Raw genomic sequence first — 22,016 nt, 5'->3', positions numbered from 1 at the left:
CGAGAAACCAGAGTTTCTCGGCCATTTTCCTGTCGAACTCGCCTACAACCAGGTGTCGAGGGTGGTTGTAGTGAGGAAGTGGTCGAGGTCGGCGCGCCAGGGGGCAGGGGTGGTCTTGTCGGGTTCTATGGCGGTGTATTGGCCGCGGTAGAAGAGGAGGGGGCGGCCGGAGTCGGTGGATTCCGAGAGGGCTTGGACTCGGCCGATGACTATGTAGTGGTCGCCGCCGTCTATGACGCTGTCTACGGTGCATTCGATGGTGGCGAGGGCGTCGTCCAGGACGGGGAGGGTGCGGGGGGAGGTGTGCCATGGGGTGTCCGCGAACTTGTCGGGTTCGCGGGAACCGAAGCGGGCACACACTTCTCGCTGTTCTTCGGCGAGGACGTTGACGCAGAAGCGGCCGGATTTTTCGATGGCCGCCCAGGAGCGCGACGTCTTGGTGGGGCAGAACAGGATCAGGGGTGGGTCGAGGGAGAGGGCGGCGAAGGATTGACAGGCGAAACCGATCGGCGCCTCGGCATCATCGAAGGTGGTGATGACGGTGATGCCGGTGCAGAACTGACCGAGCACATTGCGGAAAGCCCGCGCGTCGATCTCGGTTTCGGTCATCGTTTCGCTTGCCCTGTGCTCACCCACCCCGCCGGCTTCGCCGGCTGCCGTCCCCTTGTCGGTCACTGCTGCCGCTGCCCCACCGTGAAGTCGTGGCCCCACAGGCTCACGGCGGTGGATTCGCGCGCGATCCAATCATTGTCATCGACTTCGAGTCCCTCGCAGCCGAATTCGACGTCGAAGCCGCCCGGTGTCTTCATGTAGAAGGACAGCATCTTGTCGTTGACGTGCCTGCCGAGGGTCGCCGACATCCGAACCTTCTTGCGCAGCGCGCGATCCAGGCACAGCCCGACATCGTCGGCGTCTTCTACCTCGAGCATCAGGTGCACGATGCCGCTCGACGTCGGCATGGGCAGGAACGCCAGCGAGTGGTGCCGCGGATTGCAGCCGAAGAAGCGCAGCCAGGCGGGGTCACCGTCGGCCGGGCGCCCGACCATCTGCGGCGGCAACCGCATCGAGTCGCGCAGCCGGAAACCGAGCACGTCCCGGTAGAACTCCAGCGCGGCCTGATCGTCCTTGGTGCTGAGCACCACGTGCCCGAGCCCTTGCTCCTCGGTGACGAACCGGTGCCCGTACGGGCTCACCACGCGCCGATGTTCCAGTGCCGCACCGTGAAACGCCTCCAGGGTGTTCCCGGAGGGATCGTCGAAACGGATCAGCTCGTGTACCCGTCGATCGGCCAGCTCGGCTGCGGTGCCCTCCTTGTAGGGCACGCCGGCCGTCTCCAGCCGAGTCCGAATATCTTGCAGCTCTTCGGCGTTGGCGGTCTCCCAGCCCGAGATCTGCAGCGCGTCCTTCTCGCCGGGCACGATCACCAGCCGCGCCGGGAATTCATCCATTCGCAGATACAGCGCGTCCGGATTCCCGCCCTTGCCTTCGATCATGCCGAGCACCTTGAGCCCGTATTCGCGCCAGGCGGCCATGTCGGTCGCCTCGATGCGCAGGTAGGCCAGCGATCGAATCCCCATCACTTCTCCTTGGTACCGGCGAGGAAATCGCTTGTCAGCCGGTTGAATTCGTCGAACTTCTCCAGTTGTGCCCAGTGCCCACAGCCGCCGAACACGTGCAGCTGCACCCGGGGAATCACCTTGGTCGCGACCAGCGCGCCGTCGAGCGGATTCACCCGGTCCTCACGACCCCAGATGAGCAGCACCGGCTGACGCAACTTGTAGGCGTCGCGCCAGAGCATGCCCTTCTCGAAATCCGCACCGGCAAAAGACTTCCCCATCGCGCGGGCCGCGGCAAGTGATTCCGGCGTGCTCGCCGAGGCGAACCGCTCATCGATCAGCTCGTCGGTGATCAGCGACTGATCGAAGACCATGATCCGCAGGAACGCCTCGAGATTTTCCCTGGTCGGCTGGTAGCTGAACTTGCCGAGCAGCTTCACGCCCTCGGTCGGGTCGGGCGCGAACAGGTTGGTGCTCAACCCGCCCGGGCCCATCAGTACCAGTTTCCCGGCCCGATCCGGATAGTCCAGCGCGAACCGCACGGCCGCACCGCCGCCGAGCGAATTGCCGAGCAGGTGCACCCGCGTGGTGATCTCCAGGTGATCGAGCAGATCCTTCAGCGCCGAGGCGCTGTGCACGAAGTACTGCGGATGCTCGGTCGGCTTGTCCGACTGCCCGTACCCCGGCTGATCCACGGCGAGCACATGAAAGTTCCGCGCCAGCACCGGGATATTGCGGGAGAAGTTCGACCAGGACGACGCACCGGGCCCGCCGCCGTGCAGCAGCACGATCGTCGGCCCGTTGCCAACGCCCGCCTCGTGGTAGTGCAGTCGTAGATCCGGCCGCACCTGCGCGAAGCGGGAGGTCGACTCGGCGGTGATTTCCACGGTACTAGTCACGACTCCACCTCGCTGGCGCTCGGCTCCGCCGTGCCTAACAGGGCGCTGTAATTTCGGTTCGCTCGCTGACGCTCGCTCACAGCAGCTCCTACACCATCGCGTCGGTGACGGGCAGCCCGAACTCGTGCTGGCCGTACATCTGGTAGGCGCGCTCGGGATCGTTCGCCGCGTGGACTCGGCCCGCGTGCGCGTCACGCCAGAAGCGTTGCAGCGGTGTGCCGTTGGCCAGTGCGGTGGCGCCGGAGCTCTCGAACAGCTTGTCGATTGCGGCAATCGAGCGTCCGGTGGCGCGCACCTGATCCCGTCGGGCCCGCACCCGCAGATCGAACGGAATCTCCTTGCCCGCCAGCAAGAGCGCGTATTCGTCGGCGACATTGCCCGACAACTGCCGCCAGGCCGCGTCGATATCGCTGGACGCCTCCGCGATGCGCACCTTGGCGAACGGATCGTCCTTCGCCTTCTCGCCCGCGTATGCCGCGCGAATCCGCTTGCCCTGGTGCTCGACGTGGGCGTCGTACGCGCCGTAGGCCATGCCGACGATGGGGGTGGCGATGGTCGTGGGATGGATAGTGCCCCAGGGCATCCGGTACACCGGATCGGTGTTCTGGGCCAGGCCGGGGGCCGTCAGCTCGCTCATCTTGCGGAAGCTGAGGAATCGGTGTCTCGGGACGAAAACGTCCTTCACCACAACGGTATTGGAGCCGGTGCCACGCAACCCGACGACATTCCAGACGTCATCGATCTGATAGTCGTCGCGCGGGATGAGGAAGCTGCCGAAGTCGACCGGCTTGCCGTCCTTGATGACCGGGCCGCCGAGCACCGCCCAGGTGGCGTGGTCGGAACCCGAGGACCAGGCCCACGAGCCGTTGACGAGGTAGCCGCCCTCGGTCACCACGCCCGCGCCCATCGGCGCGTACGACGAGGAGATCCGCACCTCGGTGTCCTCGCCCCAGACGTCTTGTTGCGCCTGCTGGTCGAACAGCGCCAGATGCCAATTGTGTACGCCGACAATGCCTGCCACCCAGCCGGTGGACCCGCACGCGCTCGCCAGTTTGCGCACCGTGTCGTAGAACACCACCGGGTCGGCCGCGTGACCACCCCACTGCTTGGGCTGCAGCAGCCGGAAGAACCCGGTTTCCTGCAGTGCCTTCATGGATTCGTCGGGGATGCGCCGCAGGTCCTCGGCCTCCTGCGCGCGCTCGCGCAGGGTCGGCAACAGCGCGTCGACCCGTTCGGTCACTTCTTGCGTCATCTCGGGACCTGCTCCTGCCTGGTCAATTGGATAACCGGTACTCATTTGCTTCTGAGACTAGAACAGGTTCTTATTTCTGTCGAGAACGGGTGTCGATCGCGTGCCGTAGATGGACATGTGCAGGAAGTGGCGGGAATCGCTGGCGTGGAACGCGACAGTTTTGTAACGTGTTCTAGTACAGAAGGAGGAGGATTCGCGATGGCAGTTACCCCACAGGGGAGCGGTGCGAAGGAAAGGGGGACGGCAGGAGGCGGAGCCGACGGGGTGGGTAAGCCCCGGGAGCTAGATGTCGGGACCGTGCCCACCCGCTATGCGAGGGGATGGCATTGCCTCGGTCTGGCCGCGTCGTTCCGCGACGGCAAGCCGCACGCGGTGAATGTGTTCGGCACCAAACTCGTGATCTGGGTCGATAGCGGCAACGAGCTGCGGGTGCTCGACGCCTACTGCAGGCACATGGGTGGCGATCTGAGCATGGGCGAGGTCAAGGGTGACGACATCGCCTGCCCGTTCCACGACTGGCGCTGGTCCGGCACGAACGGCAAATGCACCGCGATTCCGTATGGCAAGCGAGTGCCGCCGCTGGCGCGTACCCGGAAGTGGACGACGCTGGAGCGCAACGGCCAGCTGTTCGTCTGGCACGACGTCGAGGGCAGCCAACCGCCGCCGGAGGTGACGATCCCGCATATCAAGGGTCCTTACACCGATGCCGACGGCAACCCGGTCGAGCAGCTCGACAGCGGCTGGACCGACTGGACCTGGAATTCCATGCTGATCGAGGGCGCGAACTGCCGCGAGATCATCGACAACGTGGTCGACATGGCGCACTTCTTCTACATCCACTTCGCCTTCCCGACCTACTTCAAGAACGTCTTCGAGGGGCACATCGCCACTCAGTACTTGAATACCAAGGGCAGGCCGGACATCGGGATGGCCTCCAAATATGGCGGCGACACCACGCTGACCTCCGAGGCCTCGTACTTCGGGCCGTCCTACATGATCAATCCGCTGGTCAACCTGTACACCGGGTACGAGGTCAAGAGCGTGCTGATCAACTGCCACTACCCGGTGACCCAGGACTCCTTCATGCTGCAATGGGGCATCACGCTGGAGAAGCCGCAGGGTGTCGAGGGCGAGATGGCAGACAAGCTGGCCGCGAAGATGACCGAGGGCATCAGCGTCGGCTTCCTGCAGGATGTCGAGATCTGGAAGCACAAGTCCAAGGTCGAGAATCCGCTGCTGTGCGAGGAGGACGGCCCGGTCTACCAGCTGCGACGCTGGTACGACCAGTTCTATGTCGACCTGGCCGACGTGACCGACAAGATGACGCAGCGCTTCGAGTTCGAGGTGGACACCACCAAGGCGAACGAGGTGTGGGAGGCCGAGGTCGCGGAGAACCTGCGCCGCAAGCGCGAGGCCGACGAGGCCGCGGCCAAGCAGGCGGAGGCCGGGGTCTGATGGCGGCCACCTGGGCGAAAGCACCCGACTTCGCCGACCAGCCTGCGCGGCGGGCCGAAGTGCGCGCCCAGACGGTGGTCGACAAGCAGCACTATCTGGAGCAGGGCCTGACACCGCTGCGGTGTCAGGCCTGCCAGAGCCAGGTGCTGGTGCGTAAAAGCAGTTCGCACCAGACCTCGGTGCAGTGGACCGAGCCGCCGCAGACGCACTGCCCTGTCTTCGCCGAGCTCAGCCGGAATGGGGCCGGTCTCGGTCGTCCCGATTCCTGCCCACAGTTGGAGAAGACCATCAAGTGGGCTGTGGACGAAGGTGTGGTCGAGGTTCCGGAGTAGTCGATCTGACAACGTCGGCGGCCGTCAGATAGGCAGTTCGCCAAGGCGTAGCTAACCGTTTTCCCATGTCGCGTGGGCTGTTCTATTGTCCGGAACGAAACCGTTCCGGAGATGGGGGCACGCATGACCACGCGGCAGGCTGGATTCACCGAACTGACGACACGGCTGACGGTTCCGTTGATCGCCGCGCCGATGTTCCAGGTCTCCGGGCCGGAGTTGGTGATCGCGGCCTGCCGCGCGGGTGTGATCGGCGCCTTCCCGACGGTGAACGCCCGTACGCCCGAACAACTTTCGCAGTGGCTGTCGGAAATCGAAGCCGCGCTGACCTCCGACGGGGGGCGGCGTCTCGCCCCGGTCGCCGCGAATCTTATTGTGCACCCGGGCAATGCGCGGCTGCTGCCCGATCTGCGCGTGTTGCGGGAGCAGCCGACGGAGATCGTGATCACCTCGGTCGGGACGCCGCGCGATGTGGTCGAACCGCTGCACGAGGTCGGCTCGCTGGTCCTCGCCGATGTGGCGTCGGTGCACCACGCGGTGCGTGCGATCGAGTGCGGGGTCGACGGATTGATCCTGCTCACCGCCGGTGCCGGCGGGCAGACGGGATGGGCGAACCCCTTCGCGTTCGTCCGCGCGGTTCGCGAATTCTTCGATGGGCCAGTTGTTTTGGCCGGTGGCATTGCCGACGGTGTCGCATTGCGTGCGGCGATCGCCCTCGGCGCGGACCTCGCCTACATGGGCACCAAGTTCCTCGCAACGGCCGAGAGCATGGCCGCGCCCGCGCACAAGGACCTGGTGGCCGCGTCCAGCCTCGACGACGTGGTGCTGACCTCCGCGTTCACCGGCCTGCCGACCAGCATGCTCGCGGGCTCGATGGAATCACTCGGCATCGATGTTCCCGCCCTCCGAGCCGGAACCTTCGACACCGCAGCGCATTTCGCCGACCCTGCCGCTCCGAAGAACTGGTCCGACATCTGGAGCGCGGGCCACGCCGCGTCCGGCGTCACCGAGGTGCTCGGCGTCGCCGAACTCGTCGACCGGACGCGACGCGAATACGCGGGAGCGTGAGGCTCAATCCATCTGGAAGTCGGCGAAATCGAAACCGGGCGAGACAAGGCAGCTCACCAGCACGTACTCGTCGCCAGCGGGTCGAGCGGCTTGACTGACGCCACCGGGCACCACGGCCTGCAGTACCTGACCGTGCTCGACATCGGGACCGAGGACGACTTCCTCGCCGCCGATGTTCAGCACCAGCGGGCCGCCGCGCTGCCAGAGCCACAGTTCGTCGGAGCGGACCGTATGCGGCGCGGACTGCTCGCCGGGCAGCAGCAGAAAGTAGATCGCGGTCGCGCTGGATCGGGCACCGTCGTAGCCTTCCGGTTTGAATTCGACGGCGCTGCGCCAGGTTTCGCGGAACCAGCCACCCTCCGGGTGCGGTGCCAGGTCGAGGGCTGCGGCGAGCTCGGGTCGGTTGTCGGTCATCATTCGACTATGCCTGATTCGCGGACGGTGGTGCGGACGCCCGCGGTGAAAAATCAGGTGACCGGAGCTGAACTGCCGCGATACCGTGGCTGAACACCATGGTGGGTGTAGCTCAGTTGGTCAGAGCGCCTGGTTGTGGACCAGGAGGTCGCGGGTTCAAGTCCGGTCACTCACCCGAAAGCGGCGTCTCTTGCGTGCTCAGGTCCGCGATGCGCCAGGTGATGCCGAACGGCACCAGCGCGTCGAGGAATTCGGCCGCGTCGAAGGCCTCGGCCGCCGCCAGCGCGCCCGGCTTGGTGGTGCCCTCCGCGAGCCGGACGGCGACCGCCACCGCCATCAGGGCCGAATCGCGGTAGGAGTGCACGCCACTCACGACACCACGGACCGCGCGGCCGTCCACTCCGAACGCGTCGACGACGAGGTCGTAGCGCAGGTTCGCGCTCGGTGCGTCGGGTAGCGAGTCGATGATGTCGGCGGTGAAGCCGCTCAGCGTGTCGAGGATCGAAGTGGCAAGCACGCCTTCGACATACGAGACATCCGAATGGCGCGGAATGGTAAGTACCGGCGGCTGCGGGAATTTCGCGACGGCGGTCGGCGTGGCGTCACCCGGGAAGGTCATCGAGGAGTGCCGAGCCGTTGCGCCGGTGCGCAATTCGCCGTCCGCGTAGTTCCAGCCGCCGCCGCGGAACCAGTCCAGGCTGGCCAGCACCGTCTTCGCGCTGCCCTTGGAACCGTTGCCGCCGCTCTTGCTCAGATGGCTGACCACGACCTCGGCCGGACCGGCGACCCGGCGGGTGGTCAGGTACCCGAGCAGGTCGCCGGGCAGATTGCTGTCGGTGACGCCGGAAACCAGGCTCACCCCGGCCGCTTCGGCGCGCGGTCCGAACTCGTCGAACACCTGCTTCAGGAACAGCTGCTCGCCGGACATGTCGGTGTAGTTCGCTCCCGCGTCGATCGCCGCGGCCAGCACCGCAGGCCCGTGCTCGACGTACGCAGGCAGGCTGCTGATCAGCACGTCGGCGCCGGTGAACGCGGCGACCAGTGCGTCATGGTCGGCCAGATCGGCTACCCGGATCTTGGCGTTCGGGAGATCGGCGGCCACCGCGGCGGCACGGATGCGGGCTTCGTTGCGGCCCACCAGGATTGGGGTGAAGCCGCGACGGTGAAGTTCGGTGAGGAGGTAACCGCCGGTGATCCCGGTGGCGCCATAGACGGCGATGGTCTTGCTGGATCGGGTGGGGCTCGTCGATGTCATGACTTAAACCTATGGCCGGTGTGTGAGTTAACCAATGGCTGTATTGCTCGCTGATATATCTCAAACACTCAGTTTGGAGCGCTAGTGTGAGTATGTGGATATTCTCAGCGAAACCATTGCCGCCATCCGCACCGGCAGTCCGACCTCCGGGATGTTCATTCGGCACGCGCCATGGGGTCGCAGCTACCCGGTCGTGCCCGGCGCCGGGTTCCACGTCGTGCTGCAGGGCTCCTGCTGGCTGGTGCCGCCGGGTGGCACGCCGATGGCGCTCGGTGTCGGCGACGTCGTATTCATGCCGCGCGGCGCCGACCACGACCTGGTCGACAGCCTCGACAGTTCGGTTACCGAGCGAGCGCAGCCGGGGGAACCGAGGGAGGTTACCGGTCCCGGGGTGCGCACGGCATTACTGTGCGGCGCATACGAACTCGGCAGACAGCGGAGCCATCCGATGCTCGACGAGCTGCCCGAGTTCATCCATCTGCCGGCCCGGCCCGGTCGGCATCCGGCGCTGCGCGGCGCGGTCGACCTGCTTGCCGCCGAAATCGCCGAACCGCGTCCAGGCAGCGATGCCGCCGTCCCGGCCTTGCTCGAAACGCTGGTGCTATTCGTCCTGCGCGCGTGGCTGGATGAACAGTCCAACACGCAATCCACCGGCTGGGCAGGCGCTTTCGCCGATCCCGCGGTCGCCGCGGCGTTGCGTGCCGTGCACGAGGATCCGGCGCGATCGTGGACCGTCCCGGATCTCAGCGATGTCGCAGGCGTTTCCCGCGCCACCCTCGCCCGCCGCTTCAGCGCCACCGTAGGCGAACCACCCCTCGCCTACGTCACCCGCTGGCGCATGCTCACCGCCGCCCGCCTCCTCCGCGACACCGACGCTCCACTCGGCACCGTAGCCCGAAAGGTCGGCTACACCTCCGAATTCGCCTTCGCCAAGGCCTTCAAACGCGAATACGCCCAACCCCCAGGCCATTACCGCCGAGCCGAAGCCAAGCCCCCGCTCGTCGCAGTCTGACCTACGACTACAGGGGCGGGCATGTGCTGAAATCCGAAAGATGAACGTGGACGGCGAAGCGGCAGTGGTCGGAGGTGCCATAAAGCAGCCGTGTACACGACAGCGTGTACACTGTGGATATGAGTGAGATCAGCACCCGTGAGCTACGCACCAACTTGGCGAAATACCTCGATGCCGCCGAGTCCGGTGAGCAGGTGATCATTCTCCGCGACGGCACTCCGGCTGCCGCGCTGGTTCCTCTGTCCGTGGTGGAAGCGGTCGACGACGCCGAAGACGAAATGCTGGCGCGTGAGGCCGTCGCCCGCCTCGCCGCCGGTGAGAAGACCTCCAGCATGGCCGAAGTGCTCGCCGACATTTTCGAGGCGCGTAAGTGAAATATACGTTTCGGTTCCTCGAGTCTGCCCGGCGTGAACTGCGAGATCTGGAACAACGAGACGCGATGCGCATCCTCACCGCGCTCACTGTTCTCGGCGACGATCCGTATGCCGAGGGGTTGGCCGTCCGAAAGCTGGTGAACGTGGATGCCTATCGCCTGCGGGTCGGCCGCTTCCGAGTCGTCTATCAGGTGCAAGACGATGTGCTGGTGATCCTGGTCGTGAAAGTCGGATGGCGTCGGGACGTGTACCGCGATCTCTGAGCTGCTAACGCTGACCGACTCAGCTGAAGGGGGACTTCGGGCGTTCCTGTAGTTCCCCGTCGAGGTAGGTGTCGACTTTCTCGTTGTAGAAGCAGACGAGGCCCGCGACCTTTTGGCTCTCGGGGAGCGGCGTGCGGTAGCCCCACACGTAATCCTGGTATTCGGTGTCGCCGAGACGAACGGTCCAGTAGTCGGCGGTGCCCTTGTAGGGGCAGCTGGTGTGGGTGTCCGATGCGTGCAGGAGGTCCATTCGGACGTCGGTCATCGGCAGGTAATACCTTGCGGGAAGGCCGGTTTCGAAGAGGATGCGGGGGGAGCGCGAATCGGCGACGGTGACGCCGTCGATCTCGACTCGCACATGCCGGGAGCTGCCGAGGATGTCGACCCTGGAGTACGGGTCGCGCGGGTGGACGTAGACCGGCTCGTCTTCCTCGAACCACTCGTCCATCTTGTTCCAGTCGAGCCGCACCAGGTCGTTCAATTCGGTCAGCGGCGAATCGTGATAGCGCAGCGCGGCAGCGGCGGCGGTGGTGCCGTCCACGACCACGTCGTACTCCGTCGCGTCACCACGACTGGGGGAGTGGTGGGATTGACCCGTCGGCTCGAGTTTCGCCCGCAGATCCGCGGCCCGAATGTAGTAGGTCGGATAGTGCGGACCCTCCCACACCAGCACCGGCTGAGCCGTATCGGCCACTATCCGGCCACCGAGAAATACCCGAACTCGCTTCTGGCTGGTTTCGATCTTTACCCGGCCTCGCTGCGCATCGCCCATGACATCCGACGGTACTCCCGAGCAGCGTCTCCAGCAGGCATCGCAGACAGCGCAGCTGCCTGAACCCGCGCGGGTCCAGGCAGCTGTCGGTCGGCTCAGTCGCCGACGGTGATCGCCTCGGCCTCGGCGACACTGTGCGGCGCCGGATCGTGCTCGTCGATGTGCGCGAGTGCCGCACGACCGGCCAGCAGCACGAGCACGGCGGCCGCGGTGCAGGCCGCGCCGACCCAGAACGGCAGCGCGATGCTGTGCTCGCCGAGCTTGCCCGCGAGATACGGGGCGGCCGCACCGCCGGCGAAGCGGACGAAGCTGTAGGCCGCCGAGGCGGTCGAACGCTCGACCGGCGCGGAGATCATCACGGCCTCGGTGATCAGGGTGTTGTTCACGCCGAGGAACAGTCCGGCCAGCACGGTGCCGATGATCAGCACCGGCTTGTGCTCGGCGAACGTCGCCATCACCGCGAGGTCAGCGGCGAACAACGCGATCGACAGACCCATCATCGGCAGCGAACCGAACCGTCGCTGCAACCGCGGCGCCAGGAACACCGACGAAAGCGCCAGCAGGATGCCCCAGCCGCAGAAGATGAAGCCGATCGCGTAGGTGCCCATATCCAGCGGGAACGGCGTGTAGGCGAGCAGGGTGAAGAAGCCGAAGTTGTAGAGCAGCGCGGTGAGGCTGACGGTCAGCAGGCCGCGGTGCCGCAGTGCGCGGAATGGGGCGGCGATCGAGGTGTGATGCGTCGGCTTCGGCCCCTCGGGCAGCAGCACGACGATGCTGACCAATGCCACGGCCATCAGTACGGAAACCCCGAAAAACGGTCCACGCCAGCTGATTCCGCCGAGCACGCCGCCGAGCAGTGGACCGGTCGCGATGCCGATACCGAGCGCGGCCTCATAGAGGATGATCGCGCGGGCGACCCCGCCGCTGGCCGCGCCGACAATGGTGGCGAGCGCGGTGGCGATGAACAAGGCGTTGCCGAGACCCCAGCCCGCGCGGAATCCGACGATCTGGGTGACGGTGTCGGACAACCCCGCCAGCGCCGCGAACACGATGATGATGGCCAGCCCGGCCACCAGCGTCTTCTTCGCGCCGAACCGGCTGGACACCACGCCCGTGATCAACATGGCTACGCCCGTCACCAGCATGTAACTGGTGAACAGCAGCGAAACCTGCGACGGCGAGGCGTGCAGTTGTTCGCCGATCGGTTTCAGGATCGGATCTACCAACCCGATCCCCATGAAGGCGATCACGCTCGCAAACGCAACGGCCCACACGGCTTTCGGTTGGCGGTTGCCCACGGTGGTTTCCGCGCCGTCGGCGCGATCAGGAGCAAGTGTGCTCATGACTGCGCCTCGCTGGCGCTCGGCTCCGTCATGATCACATAGGTGGCTGTGTTGATTGTTCGCTCGCTGCGCTCGCTCATTGATGTTCCCTCGATATCGGATTGTGCTGTGGCGTAGCCGTTTTCAGGGCCTCCAGCAGTTCGTTCAAATCGGTGTCCATGCGGGCGAGGCGTTCGATGTCGAAGCCGTCGAGCCGCGTGGTGAGCGCGGCGGCGAACGCCTGCCGCGCCTGGGTGAGCCGGTTGCGCCCGGCCGGGGTGAGTTCGACGACGACGGCCCTGGAATCGGACGTGTCCTTGCGACGGGTCGCGAATCCATCCGCGACCAGCCTGCCGATCAGCGTCGTTGCTGCCGGCTGGGAACAACGGTCGATCCTGGCGAACTCACTGACCCGCACGGCCCCGTGTTCATCGAGCACCGCGAGTGCCCGCAACACCGCCCGCGGCAGGTCGTCGCCGCTGATCACCCCGGCCAGCCGAGTGAGCCTGCCCGCGGTTACGAGTAGATCGACGACAATGTCATCCGCTGTGTTCCCCTGAGCCTGCGTCACCTAGATATTATTACATAAGCTAACTATCTATGTCCCGTGAACTCGATCACGGATCCGAAAAAGCCCCGGTATGCGGGGCATACCGAGGCTTTGACCTGGAGTTCAGGACGTATGTGTTGCTGTGCCAAGAGCTAGGGCAACGACAGGCTTTACGACGATGCGGTGACTGGTCGTCTCGGGGTGCCGAAGAGGTGGGTGTTGGCGTGGGCTCGTTTGAAGAAGAGGTGGGCGTCGTGTTCCCAGGTGATGGCTATGCCGCCGTGTAGTTGGACGGTTTCGGCGACGATGGTGGTCAGGGCGTCGGTGCAGTGGAGGCGGGCGACCCAGACGTCTTCGGGGGCGGTGGGGTTGTCTTCGGCTAGCGCGAGGGTGGCGGCGGCGGACGCGGACTTGGCGGATTCGAGGAGGACGTACATGTCGGCCATGCGGTGTTTGAGGGCTTGGAAGCTGCCGATGGGGCGGCCGAATTGGACTCGGGACTTGGTGTAGTCGACCGTCATGGTCAGGCAGTGGTCGGCGGCGCCTACCTGTTCGGCGGCGATTGCGGCCCAGGCGATTTCGCGTAGGCGAGCGATGGCCGGTGTGGGGTCGGCGGTGCCGAGGCGGTGGGCTTCGGCGGTGGTGAAGGTGATTTCGGTCAGTTTGCGGGTGGGGTCCATGGTGGGCATGACGCGCCGCGTGACCCCGGTCGCGGTGGGGTCTGCTTCGAAGAAACCGGTCTCGGTGACCACGATGAGAGTGTCGGCAATGCTGCCGTCGAGCACGTAAAGGGCGGTACCAGAAAGGGTTCCGTTTTCCTCGCGGACTCCGGGTTCGTCCCAACCGTTTTCGCCCGCCCAGCACACTGCGAGCGTGCGCGTGCCCTCGGTGACCTCGGGGAGCAGCCGGGCGCAGGCCTCGGCGTCGTCCGAAAGCAGCAAAGCCTGTACGCCGAGGACGGCGGAGCCGAGCATCGGGACACCGGCGAGGGTGCGGCCGAGTTCGCCGACCACCAGGAGGGATTCGACCAGGCTTGCGCCGACGCCGCCGTATTCCTCGGGGATGGCCAGGGCCGCGACACCGATCTGCTCGCACAGTCGCTGCCACAGTGCCTGGTCGTAGCCGAGTTCGGTGTCCATCGCCGTACGCACCGCTGCCGATCCGGCGTGCTTGGTGAGCAGTGCGCGCACCGAGGCGGTGAATTCCTGATGTTCGGTGGTCGTCATGCCGTCCCTCGTAGTTGCCGCTCGGCTTCGTCACGGAGCGAGCCGGCGATCCGGCCTCGGTGCAGATCCGTTGTGCCCCAAGCAGAACGGAGCGCGGTCACTTTCGTCAGCCACAGTGAAAGGTCGTACTCGGCGGTGTAGCCGATCGCACCGTGTACTTGCAGGGCGGCTCTGGCCGCCCGGTAAGCCGCGTCGCCGCAGGCGATCACGGCGGCCGAGACATCGCGGCCGCGGGTCGCCTCGCCCATGGTGAGCGCGGCGCGATAGAGCAGCGGCTCGGCCAGATCCAGCCCGATCAGCACGTCGGCGAGCTTCTGTTTGACGGCCTGGAATTCCCCGATCGGCTTACCGAACTGCTTGCGCTGCTTGGCATATCCGGTGGTGGAGTCGAGCAGTGCGCGGCCGGCGCCGAGCAACTGCGCCGCGCAGGCCAGCGCGCCGGTGTCGAATGCGGTGGCGACGGCGTCGGCAACGCCGTCGGCCAGCGATTCGTCGGCCGCGACGGTGAACAGGCGGCGCGCCGGATCCATCGACCGCACCAGTCCGGTCCGATGCGCGGTGTGCAGTCGCCCGCCGTCCGCGATCAGCACGACCTCCGCATTGTCCGCGTCGAGTGCTAGACCGTTGTGCAGGGCGATGGTGCCGAGCTCGGCGCCGTCGGCGAAGCCTGGCAGCCAACGCCCCGCCAGACTCTTGTCCGGAAGTGCTTGCAGCAGTGTGGGTATCGCGGCCGCGGTCTCCACCAGTGGACCGGGCGCGGCGGCGCGACCGAGTTCGACGAACGCGACCACCAGATCGATGGGTTCGGCACCGACACCGCCGTGCTCTTCATCGATGGCCAAACCCAGCACGCCCGCGCTGGCGAGCTGCCGGATCAGCCCGCGCCCCGGACGTGAATCACCGGTTGCCCAGCCGCGTACCGCGGCGGGCGTTCGTCCCGCGTCGAGCAGCTTGCGCACGCTGGTGCCGAAGTCGAGTTGTTCGGGACTGAGCGCGAACCTCATCGGCTGCTCCCTCTCGGTAGTCCGAGCAGCCGCTCGGCGATGATGTTGCGCTGAATCTCGTTGGTACCAGCGTAGATCGGCCCGGAGAGCGAGAACAGGTAGCCGTCGGTCCATGGCCCGGATCGTTCGGCGTTCGCGCCGAGCACGTCCAGCGCGGTCTCGTGCATGGCGATATCGAGCTCGGACCAGAACACCTTGGTGATCGAGGATTCCGCGCCGAGCTTGCCGCCTTCATTCAGCCGGGTGACCGTGCCGAAGGTGTGCAGCCGGTATGCCTCGCTGCCGATCCAGGCGTCCACCACGGCATCTCGCTGTCCGGTGTTGGTGTCGTCGCCGGTATCGAGCCACAGATCGATCAACCGCTGTGCCGTCGCGCTGAACCGCCCCGGGCTGCGCAGCGACAGGCCACGCTCGTTGCTCGACGTGCTCATCGCCACCCGCCAGCCCTCGCCGGGCTCCCCGATCACATCGCGATCGGGCACGAACACCTCATCGAGGAAGATTTCCGCGAAGCCGGGCTCGCCGTCCAACTGCGGAATAGGCCGTACGGAAACACCATCCGCGGCCAGCGGGAACATCACATAGGTGAGCCCCTTGTGCCGTTCCGCCTCGGGATCGCTGCGGAACAGCCCGAAGGCCCAGTCCGCGTAGGCCGCTCGCGAACTCCACGTCTTCTGTCCGCTGAGCAGCCAGCCGCCATTGGTGCGCCGCGCGGTCGAGCGGATGCCCGCGAGATCGCTACCCGCCTCCGGCTCCGACCACGCCTGGGCCCAGATGTCTTCGCCACGAGCCATCCGCGGCATGATCCGTTCGAGCTGCTCAGGCGTGCCATGCTCGAAAAGCGTTGGTGCCAGCAAGAAAATGCCGTTCTGGCTGACCCGCCCCGGCGCAGCCGCGGCGTAGTACTCCTGCTCGAACAACACCCATTCCAACAGCGAGGCATCGCGACCGCCGTACTCCTCGGGCCACGCGACAACGGAGAGCCGAGCATCGGCCAGGGTGCGCTCCCAGGCGCGATGCGCCTCGAATCCGCCCTTGGTATCCATCGAGGGCAACGGCTGCGCGGGCTTGTTGGCGGCCAAGAACTCTCGGACCTCGGTCTGGAATTCCTGGGTCGCCTGGTCGATATCGAGATCCACTTACCTGGCCCCGTTCTCGCCGGTCGAAGAGGCCTTCATCGATTTGGCGTTCATGCCGCCAAGCGAGTCGGCACCCACCTCCGCATTGTGCGCGTGCGCGAAGTGATGCAGTCCGAACACCGAATCCATCCCGGTGCGCATGCCCATCAGATCCTCGGCCTGGTTCACCGCCTTCTTCGTCAGCGCCAGTCCGAATCGCGGCATGGTGGCGATCTTTTCGGCCAGCGCGAGCGTCTCGGTCGCCAGTTCGGCGCGCGGTACCACCCGGTTGACCATGCCCCATTCCTTGGCCTGTGCCGCACTGAACCGGTCACCGGTGAACAGGAACTCCTTCGCGGCACGCGGACCCATCACCCACGGATGCGCGAAGTACTCGACGCCTGGAATGCCCATCCGCACAACGGGATCAGAGAAGAACGCATCATCGGAGGCAATGATCAGATCACATACCCAGGCCAGCATGAGCCCACCCGCGATGCACGCGCCCTGCACCATCGCGATGGTCGGCTTGGGGATCTCCCGCCAGCGTCTGCACATGCCGAGGTAGACCTCGAGCTCACGGGCGAAGCGCTGATCGCCGCCGACCTTGTCGACGTGGTCCCACCACAGCGCGGCCTTGTTCGGGTAGTGAATGTGGTGATCGCGCCCCGGGGTGCCGATGTCGTGCCCGGCGCTGAAGTGTTTCCCGTTGCCCGCCAACACGATTACGCCGACCTCGTCGTCCTCGACGGCGCGCTCGAAGGCGGCGTCGAGCGCGTAGGTCATCACCGAGTTCTGCGCGTTGCGGTAGTCCGGCCGGTTCAGCGTGACGATCGCCGTGCGACCGCGCACCTCGTACGTGACGACGTCACCCTCGTCCGGGATCGGTTCCGACATTACGAAATCTCCTCACGTAGTTGACGCTTGAGCACTTTCCCGGCGGCGCTGTAGGGCAGCTGGTCGCGGAATTCGATGAACCGCGGCACCTTGAAATTGGCCAGCACGGTGGTGGCGTGGGCGAGCACCTGATCCGCGGTGAGCTGCGCGCCCGCCTTGCGGACCACGAAAGCCTTGCCCACCTCGCCCATTCGAGTATCCGGCACCCCGATCACGGCGGATTCGGCGACGCCGTCCAGCCGCGCGAGCGCCTGCTCGATCTCGGCCGGGTACACGTTGAACCCGCCAGAGATGTACATGTCCTTGAGCCGGTCGGTGATCTTCAGGTATCCGCGCTCATCCACCGTGCCGACGTCACCGGTGTGCAGCCAGCCCTCGGAATCGATGGTCTCCGCGGTGCTTTCGGGATCGTCGAGGTAGCCGAGCATCACGTTCGGCCCGCGCAACAGCACCTCGCCGTTCGGCGCGAGCCGCAGCTCGAAGTCCGCGATCGGACGCCCGCAGGTCCCGGCGATGGTCTCGGCGTCGTCGTCCGCGCGGCACATGGTGCCGAACCCCGACGCCTCGGACAGCCCGTAACCGGTGATGACGACATCGAAGTCGAGCTCCGAGCGCATCCGCTCGACCAGCACCACCGGCACCGTCGCCGCGCCGGTCACCGCGACCCGCAGGGTGCTGAGGTCGAAGTTGTCGCGGCCGGGGAAGTCGAGGATCGTCTGGTAGATCGTCGGCGGCCCGGGCAGCACGGTGATCTTCTCCTCGCTCACCAGCCGCATCGTGGCTGGCACGTCGAACACCGCCTGCGGGACGATCGCGGCCCCGGTGACCAGGCAGGCGAGGATGCCCGCCTTGTAGCCGAAGTTATGGAAGAACGGGCTCACCACGAGATACCGGTCGTCGCCGTTGAGCGTCGTGCATTCCGCCCAGGCCCGCACCACCGACAGCGCCTGCCGGTGCGCCACCACGGTGCCCTTGCTGCGGCCGGTGGTGCCGGAGGTGAACAGGATGTCGGCGGTGTCCTCGGGCTGCACCGCCGCCGCGCGCTCCTGCGCTTCCGCCAGGGTGGCCTTTTCGGCGACGCCAGCGAGCTCGGACCAATCGAACGCGGTCTCGTCGCTGGTCGTGCTGCCGGGCTCGACCGGGATGACGACCACCGTCTCGATATCGAGTTCCGGTGCGGCCGCGCGCAATTCGGCTAGCCGGTCCCGGCCGAGGAAGGTGCCCGCGATGAACAACGCCCGCGCGTCGACCCGTACCAGCACATCGGCCGCCTCGTCGGCGACATAGCGGGTGTTCAGCGGCACCAGCGACGCGCCGACATAGTGCGCGGCCAGCGCCGCGACGACCCAGTGATGGGTGTTGGGCGCCCACATGGCCACCCGGTCGCCCGATTGCACACCGCGTGCGATGAGTGCCCGTGCCACCTCCTGGACCGCCGCCAACAGCTCGGTCCAGTCCAGCCGGACCGCGCCGTCGGCCAGGGCGGGGGCGGCGCCGAAGGTGCGCGCGGCGTGCTGCAGCGCCAGCGGTGTCGTAAGTGCAGGGGTTGTCACGGTTGTCCTTACCGTCCGTGTCGGGGCACTTATGCAAGCGCCCTACAAAGCAAGTGCTTGGTAGGTTATCCTACCGGCGTGGGTGCGATCCAGACCTCAGAATCCGACACCGCCGCGCAGGGCGGGCGGTTTTCCACGACCCAAGACGCGCAATTCGCCGCCGACGTGCGCGAGTGGCTCGCGGAAAACCTGAACGGCGAATTCCGCGAACTGCGCGGACTCGGCGGACCGGGCCGCGAACACGAGGCGTTCGACGAGCGTCTCGCCTGGGACCGGCACCTGGCTGCCGCTGGCTGGACCTGCCTTGGCTGGCCCAAGGAGTACGGCGGCCGCGAGGCGACCGTGCGCCAGCAGGTGATCTTCCACGAGGAGTACGCGAAGGCGAACGCGCCGTCGCGGGTCTCGCACGTCGGCGAGGAACTGCTCGGGCCGACCGTGCTCGCCTTCGGCACCCAGGCGCAGAAGGAACGCTTCCTGCCCGGCATCCGCACGGTGACCGAGTTGTGGTGCCAGGGCTACTCCGAACCGGGCGCAGGCTCGGACCTGGCCGCGATCACCACCGCGGCCCAGCTCGATGGCGACGAATGGTCGATCAACGGCCAGAAGATCTGGACCTCGCTGGCCCACATCGCCGACTGGTGCTTCGTGATCGCGCGCACCGAGCGCGGCTCGGTCCGCCACAAGGGCCTGTCCTACCTGCTGGTTCCGATGAATCAGCCGGGCGTCGACGTGCGCCCGATCGTCCAGCTGACCGGCACCTCGGAATTCAACGAGGTCTTCTTCGACAACGCGCGCACCGCCGCGGATCTGGTGATCGGCGCGCCGGGCGACGGCTGGCGCATCGCCATGGGCACGCTGACCTTCGAGCGCGGCATCTCCACGCTCGGCCAGCAGATCAGGTTCGCCAGGGAACTCGCCAATGTCGAGGACTTGGCCCGCCGCATCGGTGCCGCCGATGACCCGCTCATCGCCGATCGGATCGACCGGGCCTGGGTCGGACTGCGCGTACTGCGTGCCCACGCGATTCGCACGATGGAGGGCGCGGGCGTCGACGACGGCGGACAAGCCTCGGTCGCAAAACTGTTGTGGGCCAACTGGCATCGCGGCCTCGGCGAACTCGCCATGGCCGTGCTCGGCCCGGCCGGCCTGGTGGCCGACGAGAACGACCTGAACGAATGGCAGCGGCTCTACCTGTTCACCCGCGCCGACACGATCTACGGAGGTTCGAACGAAGTGCAGCGCAACATCATCGCCGAGCGGGTGCTCGGCTTGCCGCGGGAGGCCCGCCCATGAGCGATCTTTCTGTTGCGCCACCGCCGATTCCCGGGCACGGCCTGCTCACCGGACGTGCCGCGGTCATCACCGCCGCGGCGGGCACCGGCATCGGCTCGGCCACCGCGCGCAGGCTGCTCGCCGAGGGCGCCGATGTGGTCGTCTCCGACTGGCACGAGCGGCGTTTGGCCGCGACCGCGACCGAGCTGGCGGCCGAGTTCCCGGCCCGCAAGGTCGCCTCGATCGCCTGCGACGTGCAGCGCACCGAACAGGTCGACGCACTGGTACGTGGCGCGGCCGAGGCGCTCGGCCGAATCGACATCATGGTCAACAACGCCGGACTCGGCGGCGAGACCCCGGTGGTCGACATGACCGACGAGCAGTGGGATCGCGTCCTCGACATCACCCTCAACGGCACCTTCCGCTGCACCCGCGCCGCGCTCGGCTACTTCCGCGACGCGGGTCACGGCGGCGTGATCGTCAACAACGCCAGCGTGCTCGGCTGGCGGGCGCAGCACGGTCAGGCGCACTACGCCGCGGCCAAGGCGGGGGTGATGGCGTTGACCCGGTGCAGTGCCGTCGAGGCCGCCGAGCTCGGCGTGCGGATCAACGCGGTCGCACCGAGCATCGCCAGGCACGCCTTCCTCGACAAGGTCAGCTCGACCGAACTGCTCGACCGGTTGTCCGAGCGGGAAGCCTTCGGCCGGGCCGCCGAGCCGTGGGAGGTCGCGGCCACCATCGCCATGCTGGCCAGTGATTACACGTCCTATCTGACCGGCGAGGTCGTCTCGGTCAGCAGTCAGCGCGCCTGAGACGGTTCAGTTTTCGTAATCCGGCATGATCCAGCGGCCATGCGCGGGCGCGGGGACCGCCGCGGCGTCCATCGTGAAGGTCACCTCGACGTGGCCGGGCCCCGGATATAACCGGGGCTCGGCACCGTAGTGGTGATAGCCCGGCCCGGTGATCTCCTGACTGACCGAGCCGCTGCGCCCGTTGTCGGTATTGGTCCAGTCGGCCGTGATGGTCACCCGGCAGTCCCCGACGCCCCACAGTGTGGCCTGGAAGTTCAACAGGGCACCGCCGTTCGGCAGGCCGCCGTAGCCGACGCTCGGGTCGATCCGGCCGACACAGAGCCCGGCTCGCGCCACGGTGAAAATCGTGTCCCAGGATTCCCCAGCTGGTGCCGCTGAGGCAGGCGTCGCGGTGGCGAGGACCGGCAGCGCGGCCAGTGCGGCGACCGCGAGCAGTCGTGGTGCGGTGGCAATAGGCATGAATATCCCTTCGTGACGAACTCGATCGGTGGTCCGGACGGGTTATTTCCCGGGAGCCTAGTAGGTATCGCACTGGCGGATGGCTCTCCGCGATCTTCGCGCATAACCGGTGCCGCACACCCGAAATTTCGGCGATCTGTCTTAGCGCGCAACATTTTTCATTATCGGTCGAGCCAATCACGTTCGCGTTGCCGGTCGTTGGCTGCGGTGAGTGTCCCGTGGCGGACAGCAGACTGGACGGATGGCGGATCACGCCAAAGTGCGAACGCCTTCCAGCATCCCGCGCACATCGAGCAAATGGGCGGCTGATCAGGTAGAAAAGGTCGCGCCAGATGTCCCCCGGGTGTGCCATGCTGGTTGACATCGGATCCCGCACTCTCCAAAGGGGCGATGGCTATGGGCCTGGATAGCCCAGCTGCCCGCGAACAACTGGAACTCGAATTGGTGCGCGAAGTGGTGCTAGCCAGGCGCAGGCTGGACAGCATGGTGCTCGCCGCGCTAACACTCGGCGCCGAATTGATGGAGCACACCTCCGAATGTGCGACCGCGATGCGCGCGGCGCAGATTCTCGAGCAATACGCCGTCGACGAGCGCGCGGTGAAGCGCGACCCTCGGGGCGCGCTACGCGCCGATATGGCGCGAGATCGAGAGCGGGCCAAACAGATCGGGCTCGGCTCCGATCCGGCGGAAGCCGAGCACGAGCAGCGCAGGCATCGCCAGTCCGCGCTGCTGTGCGAGGTGCGCGCCGACCTGCTCGACGTGGTGGCCAAGTGCCGCAAGTTCCGCTTCGACCGGGTGGCCTTCGACGAGGAGATCGCCCAGGGCCTGTGCGCCGCCACCGACAAATTGGTGATCGGCGCCGACATGGACACCTACCAGGCTTGGCAGCGCGGCATGGTGCTCAAGCTGATCGAGGAGCCGATGGCCTACGGTCCACCGCGGGTGATGGCGACGGTGGACGCCGGGCCGGGGCGCGGCCAGCTCACCGTCGAGTGGGACAGCTGCGAACGCCGGCTTGCCTTGGTGGCACGAATGGCGCGAGCGGGCATCGCCCCCGTGGTGATCTGCGACCGGCTGCTAGCCGACCTATCGGTGTCCTCACCGCTGCGCTATTCGGTGCGCTGAACCCGCTCCAACACGACCTATCAACTCGC

General features: G+C 66.5%; 24 protein-coding genes and 1 tRNA gene. 10 read left to right on the top strand and 15 right to left on the bottom strand.

Annotated features, from left to right (window positions below; translation table 11 throughout):
- Window positions 1-42: 42 nt before the first annotated feature.
- The 4 genes from hsaB to hsaA form a co-directional block, all read right to left on the bottom strand.
- Complete coding sequence (hsaB, locus tag ACIA8C_RS15635; RefSeq protein WP_397135041.1) at window positions 43-609, bottom strand: 3-hydroxy-9,10-secoandrosta-1,3,5(10)-triene-9,17-dione monooxygenase reductase subunit; 567 nt, start codon at window positions 607-609, stop codon at window positions 43-45.
- A gap of 62 nt (window positions 610-671) precedes the next feature.
- Window positions 672-1,577, bottom strand: coding sequence for an iron-dependent extradiol dioxygenase HsaC (hsaC, locus tag ACIA8C_RS15630; protein WP_397135039.1), 906 nt, complete (start codon window positions 1,575-1,577; stop codon window positions 672-674).
- The gene (gene hsaD, locus ACIA8C_RS15625; protein WP_397135037.1) at window positions 1,577-2,455 is read right to left on the bottom strand and encodes a 4,5:9,10-diseco-3-hydroxy-5,9,17-trioxoandrosta-1(10),2-diene-4-oate hydrolase; all 879 of its coding nucleotides are present in this window, start codon (window positions 2,453-2,455) and stop codon (window positions 1,577-1,579) included. The genes hsaC and hsaD overlap by 1 nt, the downstream gene beginning before the upstream one ends.
- 88 nt (window positions 2,456-2,543) lie before the next feature.
- Window positions 2,544-3,707 (bottom strand): 3-hydroxy-9,10-secoandrosta-1,3,5(10)-triene-9,17-dione monooxygenase oxygenase subunit, encoded by a 1,164-nt coding sequence (gene hsaA, locus ACIA8C_RS15620; RefSeq protein WP_397135035.1) that lies wholly within the window; start codon window positions 3,705-3,707, stop codon window positions 2,544-2,546.
- Window positions 3,708-3,971: 264 nt separating this feature from the next.
- Between hsaA and ACIA8C_RS15615 the strand changes: the two genes are divergently transcribed.
- From ACIA8C_RS15615 to ACIA8C_RS15605, 3 genes are all read left to right on the top strand, one after another.
- A complete protein-coding gene (locus tag ACIA8C_RS15615; protein WP_397135033.1) occupies window positions 3,972-5,162 on the top strand; it encodes a Rieske 2Fe-2S domain-containing protein in 1,191 nt (396 codons plus the stop codon).
- Window positions 5,162-5,494, top strand: coding sequence for a hypothetical protein (locus ACIA8C_RS15610; RefSeq protein WP_397135031.1), 333 nt, complete (start codon window positions 5,162-5,164; stop codon window positions 5,492-5,494). The genes ACIA8C_RS15615 and ACIA8C_RS15610 overlap by 1 nt, the downstream gene beginning before the upstream one ends.
- A 123-nt stretch (window positions 5,495-5,617) precedes the next feature.
- A complete protein-coding gene (locus tag ACIA8C_RS15605; RefSeq protein WP_397135029.1) occupies window positions 5,618-6,559 on the top strand; it encodes an NAD(P)H-dependent flavin oxidoreductase in 942 nt (313 codons plus the stop codon).
- 3 nt (window positions 6,560-6,562) lie between these two features.
- Here the strand turns inward: ACIA8C_RS15605 and ACIA8C_RS15600 are convergent, their stop codons facing one another.
- A complete protein-coding gene (locus tag ACIA8C_RS15600) occupies window positions 6,563-6,976 on the bottom strand; it encodes a cupin domain-containing protein (RefSeq protein WP_397135027.1) in 414 nt (137 codons plus the stop codon).
- Window positions 6,977-7,074: 98 nt separating this feature from the next.
- On the opposite strand from ACIA8C_RS15600, the gene ACIA8C_RS15595 reads away from it, so the two are divergent.
- Window positions 7,075-7,148, top strand: a tRNA-His gene (locus tag ACIA8C_RS15595).
- Here the strand turns inward: ACIA8C_RS15595 and ACIA8C_RS15590 are convergent.
- Entirely contained in the window at window positions 7,140-8,228 is a 1,089-nt protein-coding gene (locus ACIA8C_RS15590; protein ID WP_397135025.1) for a saccharopine dehydrogenase NADP-binding domain-containing protein, read from the bottom strand. The two genes, ACIA8C_RS15595 and ACIA8C_RS15590, sit on opposite strands and share 9 nt — an antisense overlap.
- Before the next feature lie 94 nt (window positions 8,229-8,322).
- On the opposite strand from ACIA8C_RS15590, the gene ACIA8C_RS15585 reads away from it, so the two are divergent.
- From ACIA8C_RS15585 to ACIA8C_RS15575, 3 genes are all read left to right on the top strand, one after another.
- Window positions 8,323-9,240 carry an AraC family transcriptional regulator gene (locus tag ACIA8C_RS15585; RefSeq protein ID WP_397135023.1) on the top strand — a complete coding sequence of 306 codons (918 nt, stop codon included), beginning with the start codon at window positions 8,323-8,325 and terminating at the stop codon, window positions 9,238-9,240.
- 119 nt (window positions 9,241-9,359) lie between these two features.
- Window positions 9,360-9,614, top strand: a complete 255-nt coding sequence (locus tag ACIA8C_RS15580; RefSeq protein WP_397135021.1) for a type II toxin-antitoxin system Phd/YefM family antitoxin — start codon at window positions 9,360-9,362, stop codon at window positions 9,612-9,614.
- Window positions 9,611-9,877: a type II toxin-antitoxin system RelE/ParE family toxin gene (locus ACIA8C_RS15575; RefSeq protein ID WP_397135019.1), complete on the top strand. Its 267-nt coding sequence runs from the start codon at window positions 9,611-9,613 to the stop codon at window positions 9,875-9,877. The genes ACIA8C_RS15580 and ACIA8C_RS15575 overlap by 4 nt, the downstream gene beginning before the upstream one ends.
- 19 nt (window positions 9,878-9,896) lie before the next feature.
- Here the strand turns inward: ACIA8C_RS15575 and ACIA8C_RS15570 are convergent, their stop codons facing one another.
- The 8 genes from ACIA8C_RS15570 to ACIA8C_RS15535 form a co-directional block, all read right to left on the bottom strand.
- Window positions 9,897-10,649: a DUF427 domain-containing protein gene (locus ACIA8C_RS15570; RefSeq protein WP_397135017.1), complete on the bottom strand. Its 753-nt coding sequence runs from the start codon at window positions 10,647-10,649 to the stop codon at window positions 9,897-9,899.
- 95 nt (window positions 10,650-10,744) lie between these two features.
- Window positions 10,745-11,992, bottom strand: coding sequence for an MFS transporter (locus ACIA8C_RS15565; RefSeq protein ID WP_397135015.1), 1,248 nt, complete (start codon window positions 11,990-11,992; stop codon window positions 10,745-10,747).
- Between the two features lie 76 nt (window positions 11,993-12,068).
- Window positions 12,069-12,542 carry a MarR family winged helix-turn-helix transcriptional regulator gene (locus tag ACIA8C_RS15560; RefSeq protein ID WP_397135013.1) on the bottom strand — a complete coding sequence of 158 codons (474 nt, stop codon included), beginning with the start codon at window positions 12,540-12,542 and terminating at the stop codon, window positions 12,069-12,071.
- Window positions 12,543-12,691: 149 nt separating this feature from the next.
- Window positions 12,692-13,747: an acyl-CoA dehydrogenase family protein gene (locus tag ACIA8C_RS15555; RefSeq protein WP_397135011.1), complete on the bottom strand. Its 1,056-nt coding sequence runs from the start codon at window positions 13,745-13,747 to the stop codon at window positions 12,692-12,694.
- Window positions 13,744-14,751, bottom strand: coding sequence for an acyl-CoA dehydrogenase family protein (locus tag ACIA8C_RS15550; RefSeq protein ID WP_397135009.1), 1,008 nt, complete (start codon window positions 14,749-14,751; stop codon window positions 13,744-13,746). Before ACIA8C_RS15550 ends, ACIA8C_RS15555 begins: the two co-directional genes overlap by 4 nt.
- Window positions 14,748-15,890, bottom strand: a complete 1,143-nt coding sequence (locus ACIA8C_RS15545; RefSeq protein WP_397135007.1) for an acyl-CoA dehydrogenase family protein — start codon at window positions 15,888-15,890, stop codon at window positions 14,748-14,750. Before ACIA8C_RS15545 ends, ACIA8C_RS15550 begins: the two co-directional genes overlap by 4 nt.
- On the bottom strand, window positions 15,891-16,766 hold the full coding sequence (locus tag ACIA8C_RS15540; protein WP_397135005.1) for an enoyl-CoA hydratase: 876 nt from the start codon (window positions 16,764-16,766) through the stop codon (window positions 15,891-15,893).
- Window positions 16,766-18,319, bottom strand: a complete 1,554-nt coding sequence (locus ACIA8C_RS15535; RefSeq protein ID WP_397135003.1) for a FadD3 family acyl-CoA ligase — start codon at window positions 18,317-18,319, stop codon at window positions 16,766-16,768. The genes ACIA8C_RS15540 and ACIA8C_RS15535 overlap by 1 nt, the downstream gene beginning before the upstream one ends.
- Before the next feature lie 87 nt (window positions 18,320-18,406).
- Here ACIA8C_RS15535 and ACIA8C_RS15530 point away from each other — a divergent pair, with 87 nt between their 5' ends.
- On the top strand, window positions 18,407-19,612 hold the full coding sequence (locus ACIA8C_RS15530) for an acyl-CoA dehydrogenase family protein (RefSeq protein WP_397135663.1): 1,206 nt from the start codon (window positions 18,407-18,409) through the stop codon (window positions 19,610-19,612).
- Complete coding sequence (locus tag ACIA8C_RS15525; protein ID WP_397135001.1) at window positions 19,609-20,403, top strand: SDR family oxidoreductase; 795 nt, start codon at window positions 19,609-19,611, stop codon at window positions 20,401-20,403. Before ACIA8C_RS15530 ends, ACIA8C_RS15525 begins: the two co-directional genes overlap by 4 nt.
- A 6-nt stretch (window positions 20,404-20,409) precedes the next feature.
- Here the strand turns inward: ACIA8C_RS15525 and ACIA8C_RS15520 are convergent, their stop codons facing one another.
- On the bottom strand, window positions 20,410-20,862 hold the full coding sequence (locus ACIA8C_RS15520; protein WP_397134999.1) for a hypothetical protein: 453 nt from the start codon (window positions 20,860-20,862) through the stop codon (window positions 20,410-20,412).
- Between the two features lie 396 nt (window positions 20,863-21,258).
- On the opposite strand from ACIA8C_RS15520, the gene ACIA8C_RS15515 reads away from it, so the two are divergent.
- Entirely contained in the window at window positions 21,259-21,987 is a 729-nt protein-coding gene (locus tag ACIA8C_RS15515) for a hypothetical protein (RefSeq protein WP_397134997.1), read from the top strand.
- Window positions 21,988-22,016: the final 29 nt, after the last annotated feature.

This window comes from Nocardia sp. NPDC051321 (genome assembly GCF_044455225.1).
Taxonomy (GTDB): Bacteria; Actinomycetota; Actinomycetes; order Mycobacteriales; family Mycobacteriaceae; genus Nocardia.
Note: the sequence above shows the minus strand (reverse complement) of the source record. Positions and strands in the feature narration are given on the sequence as shown.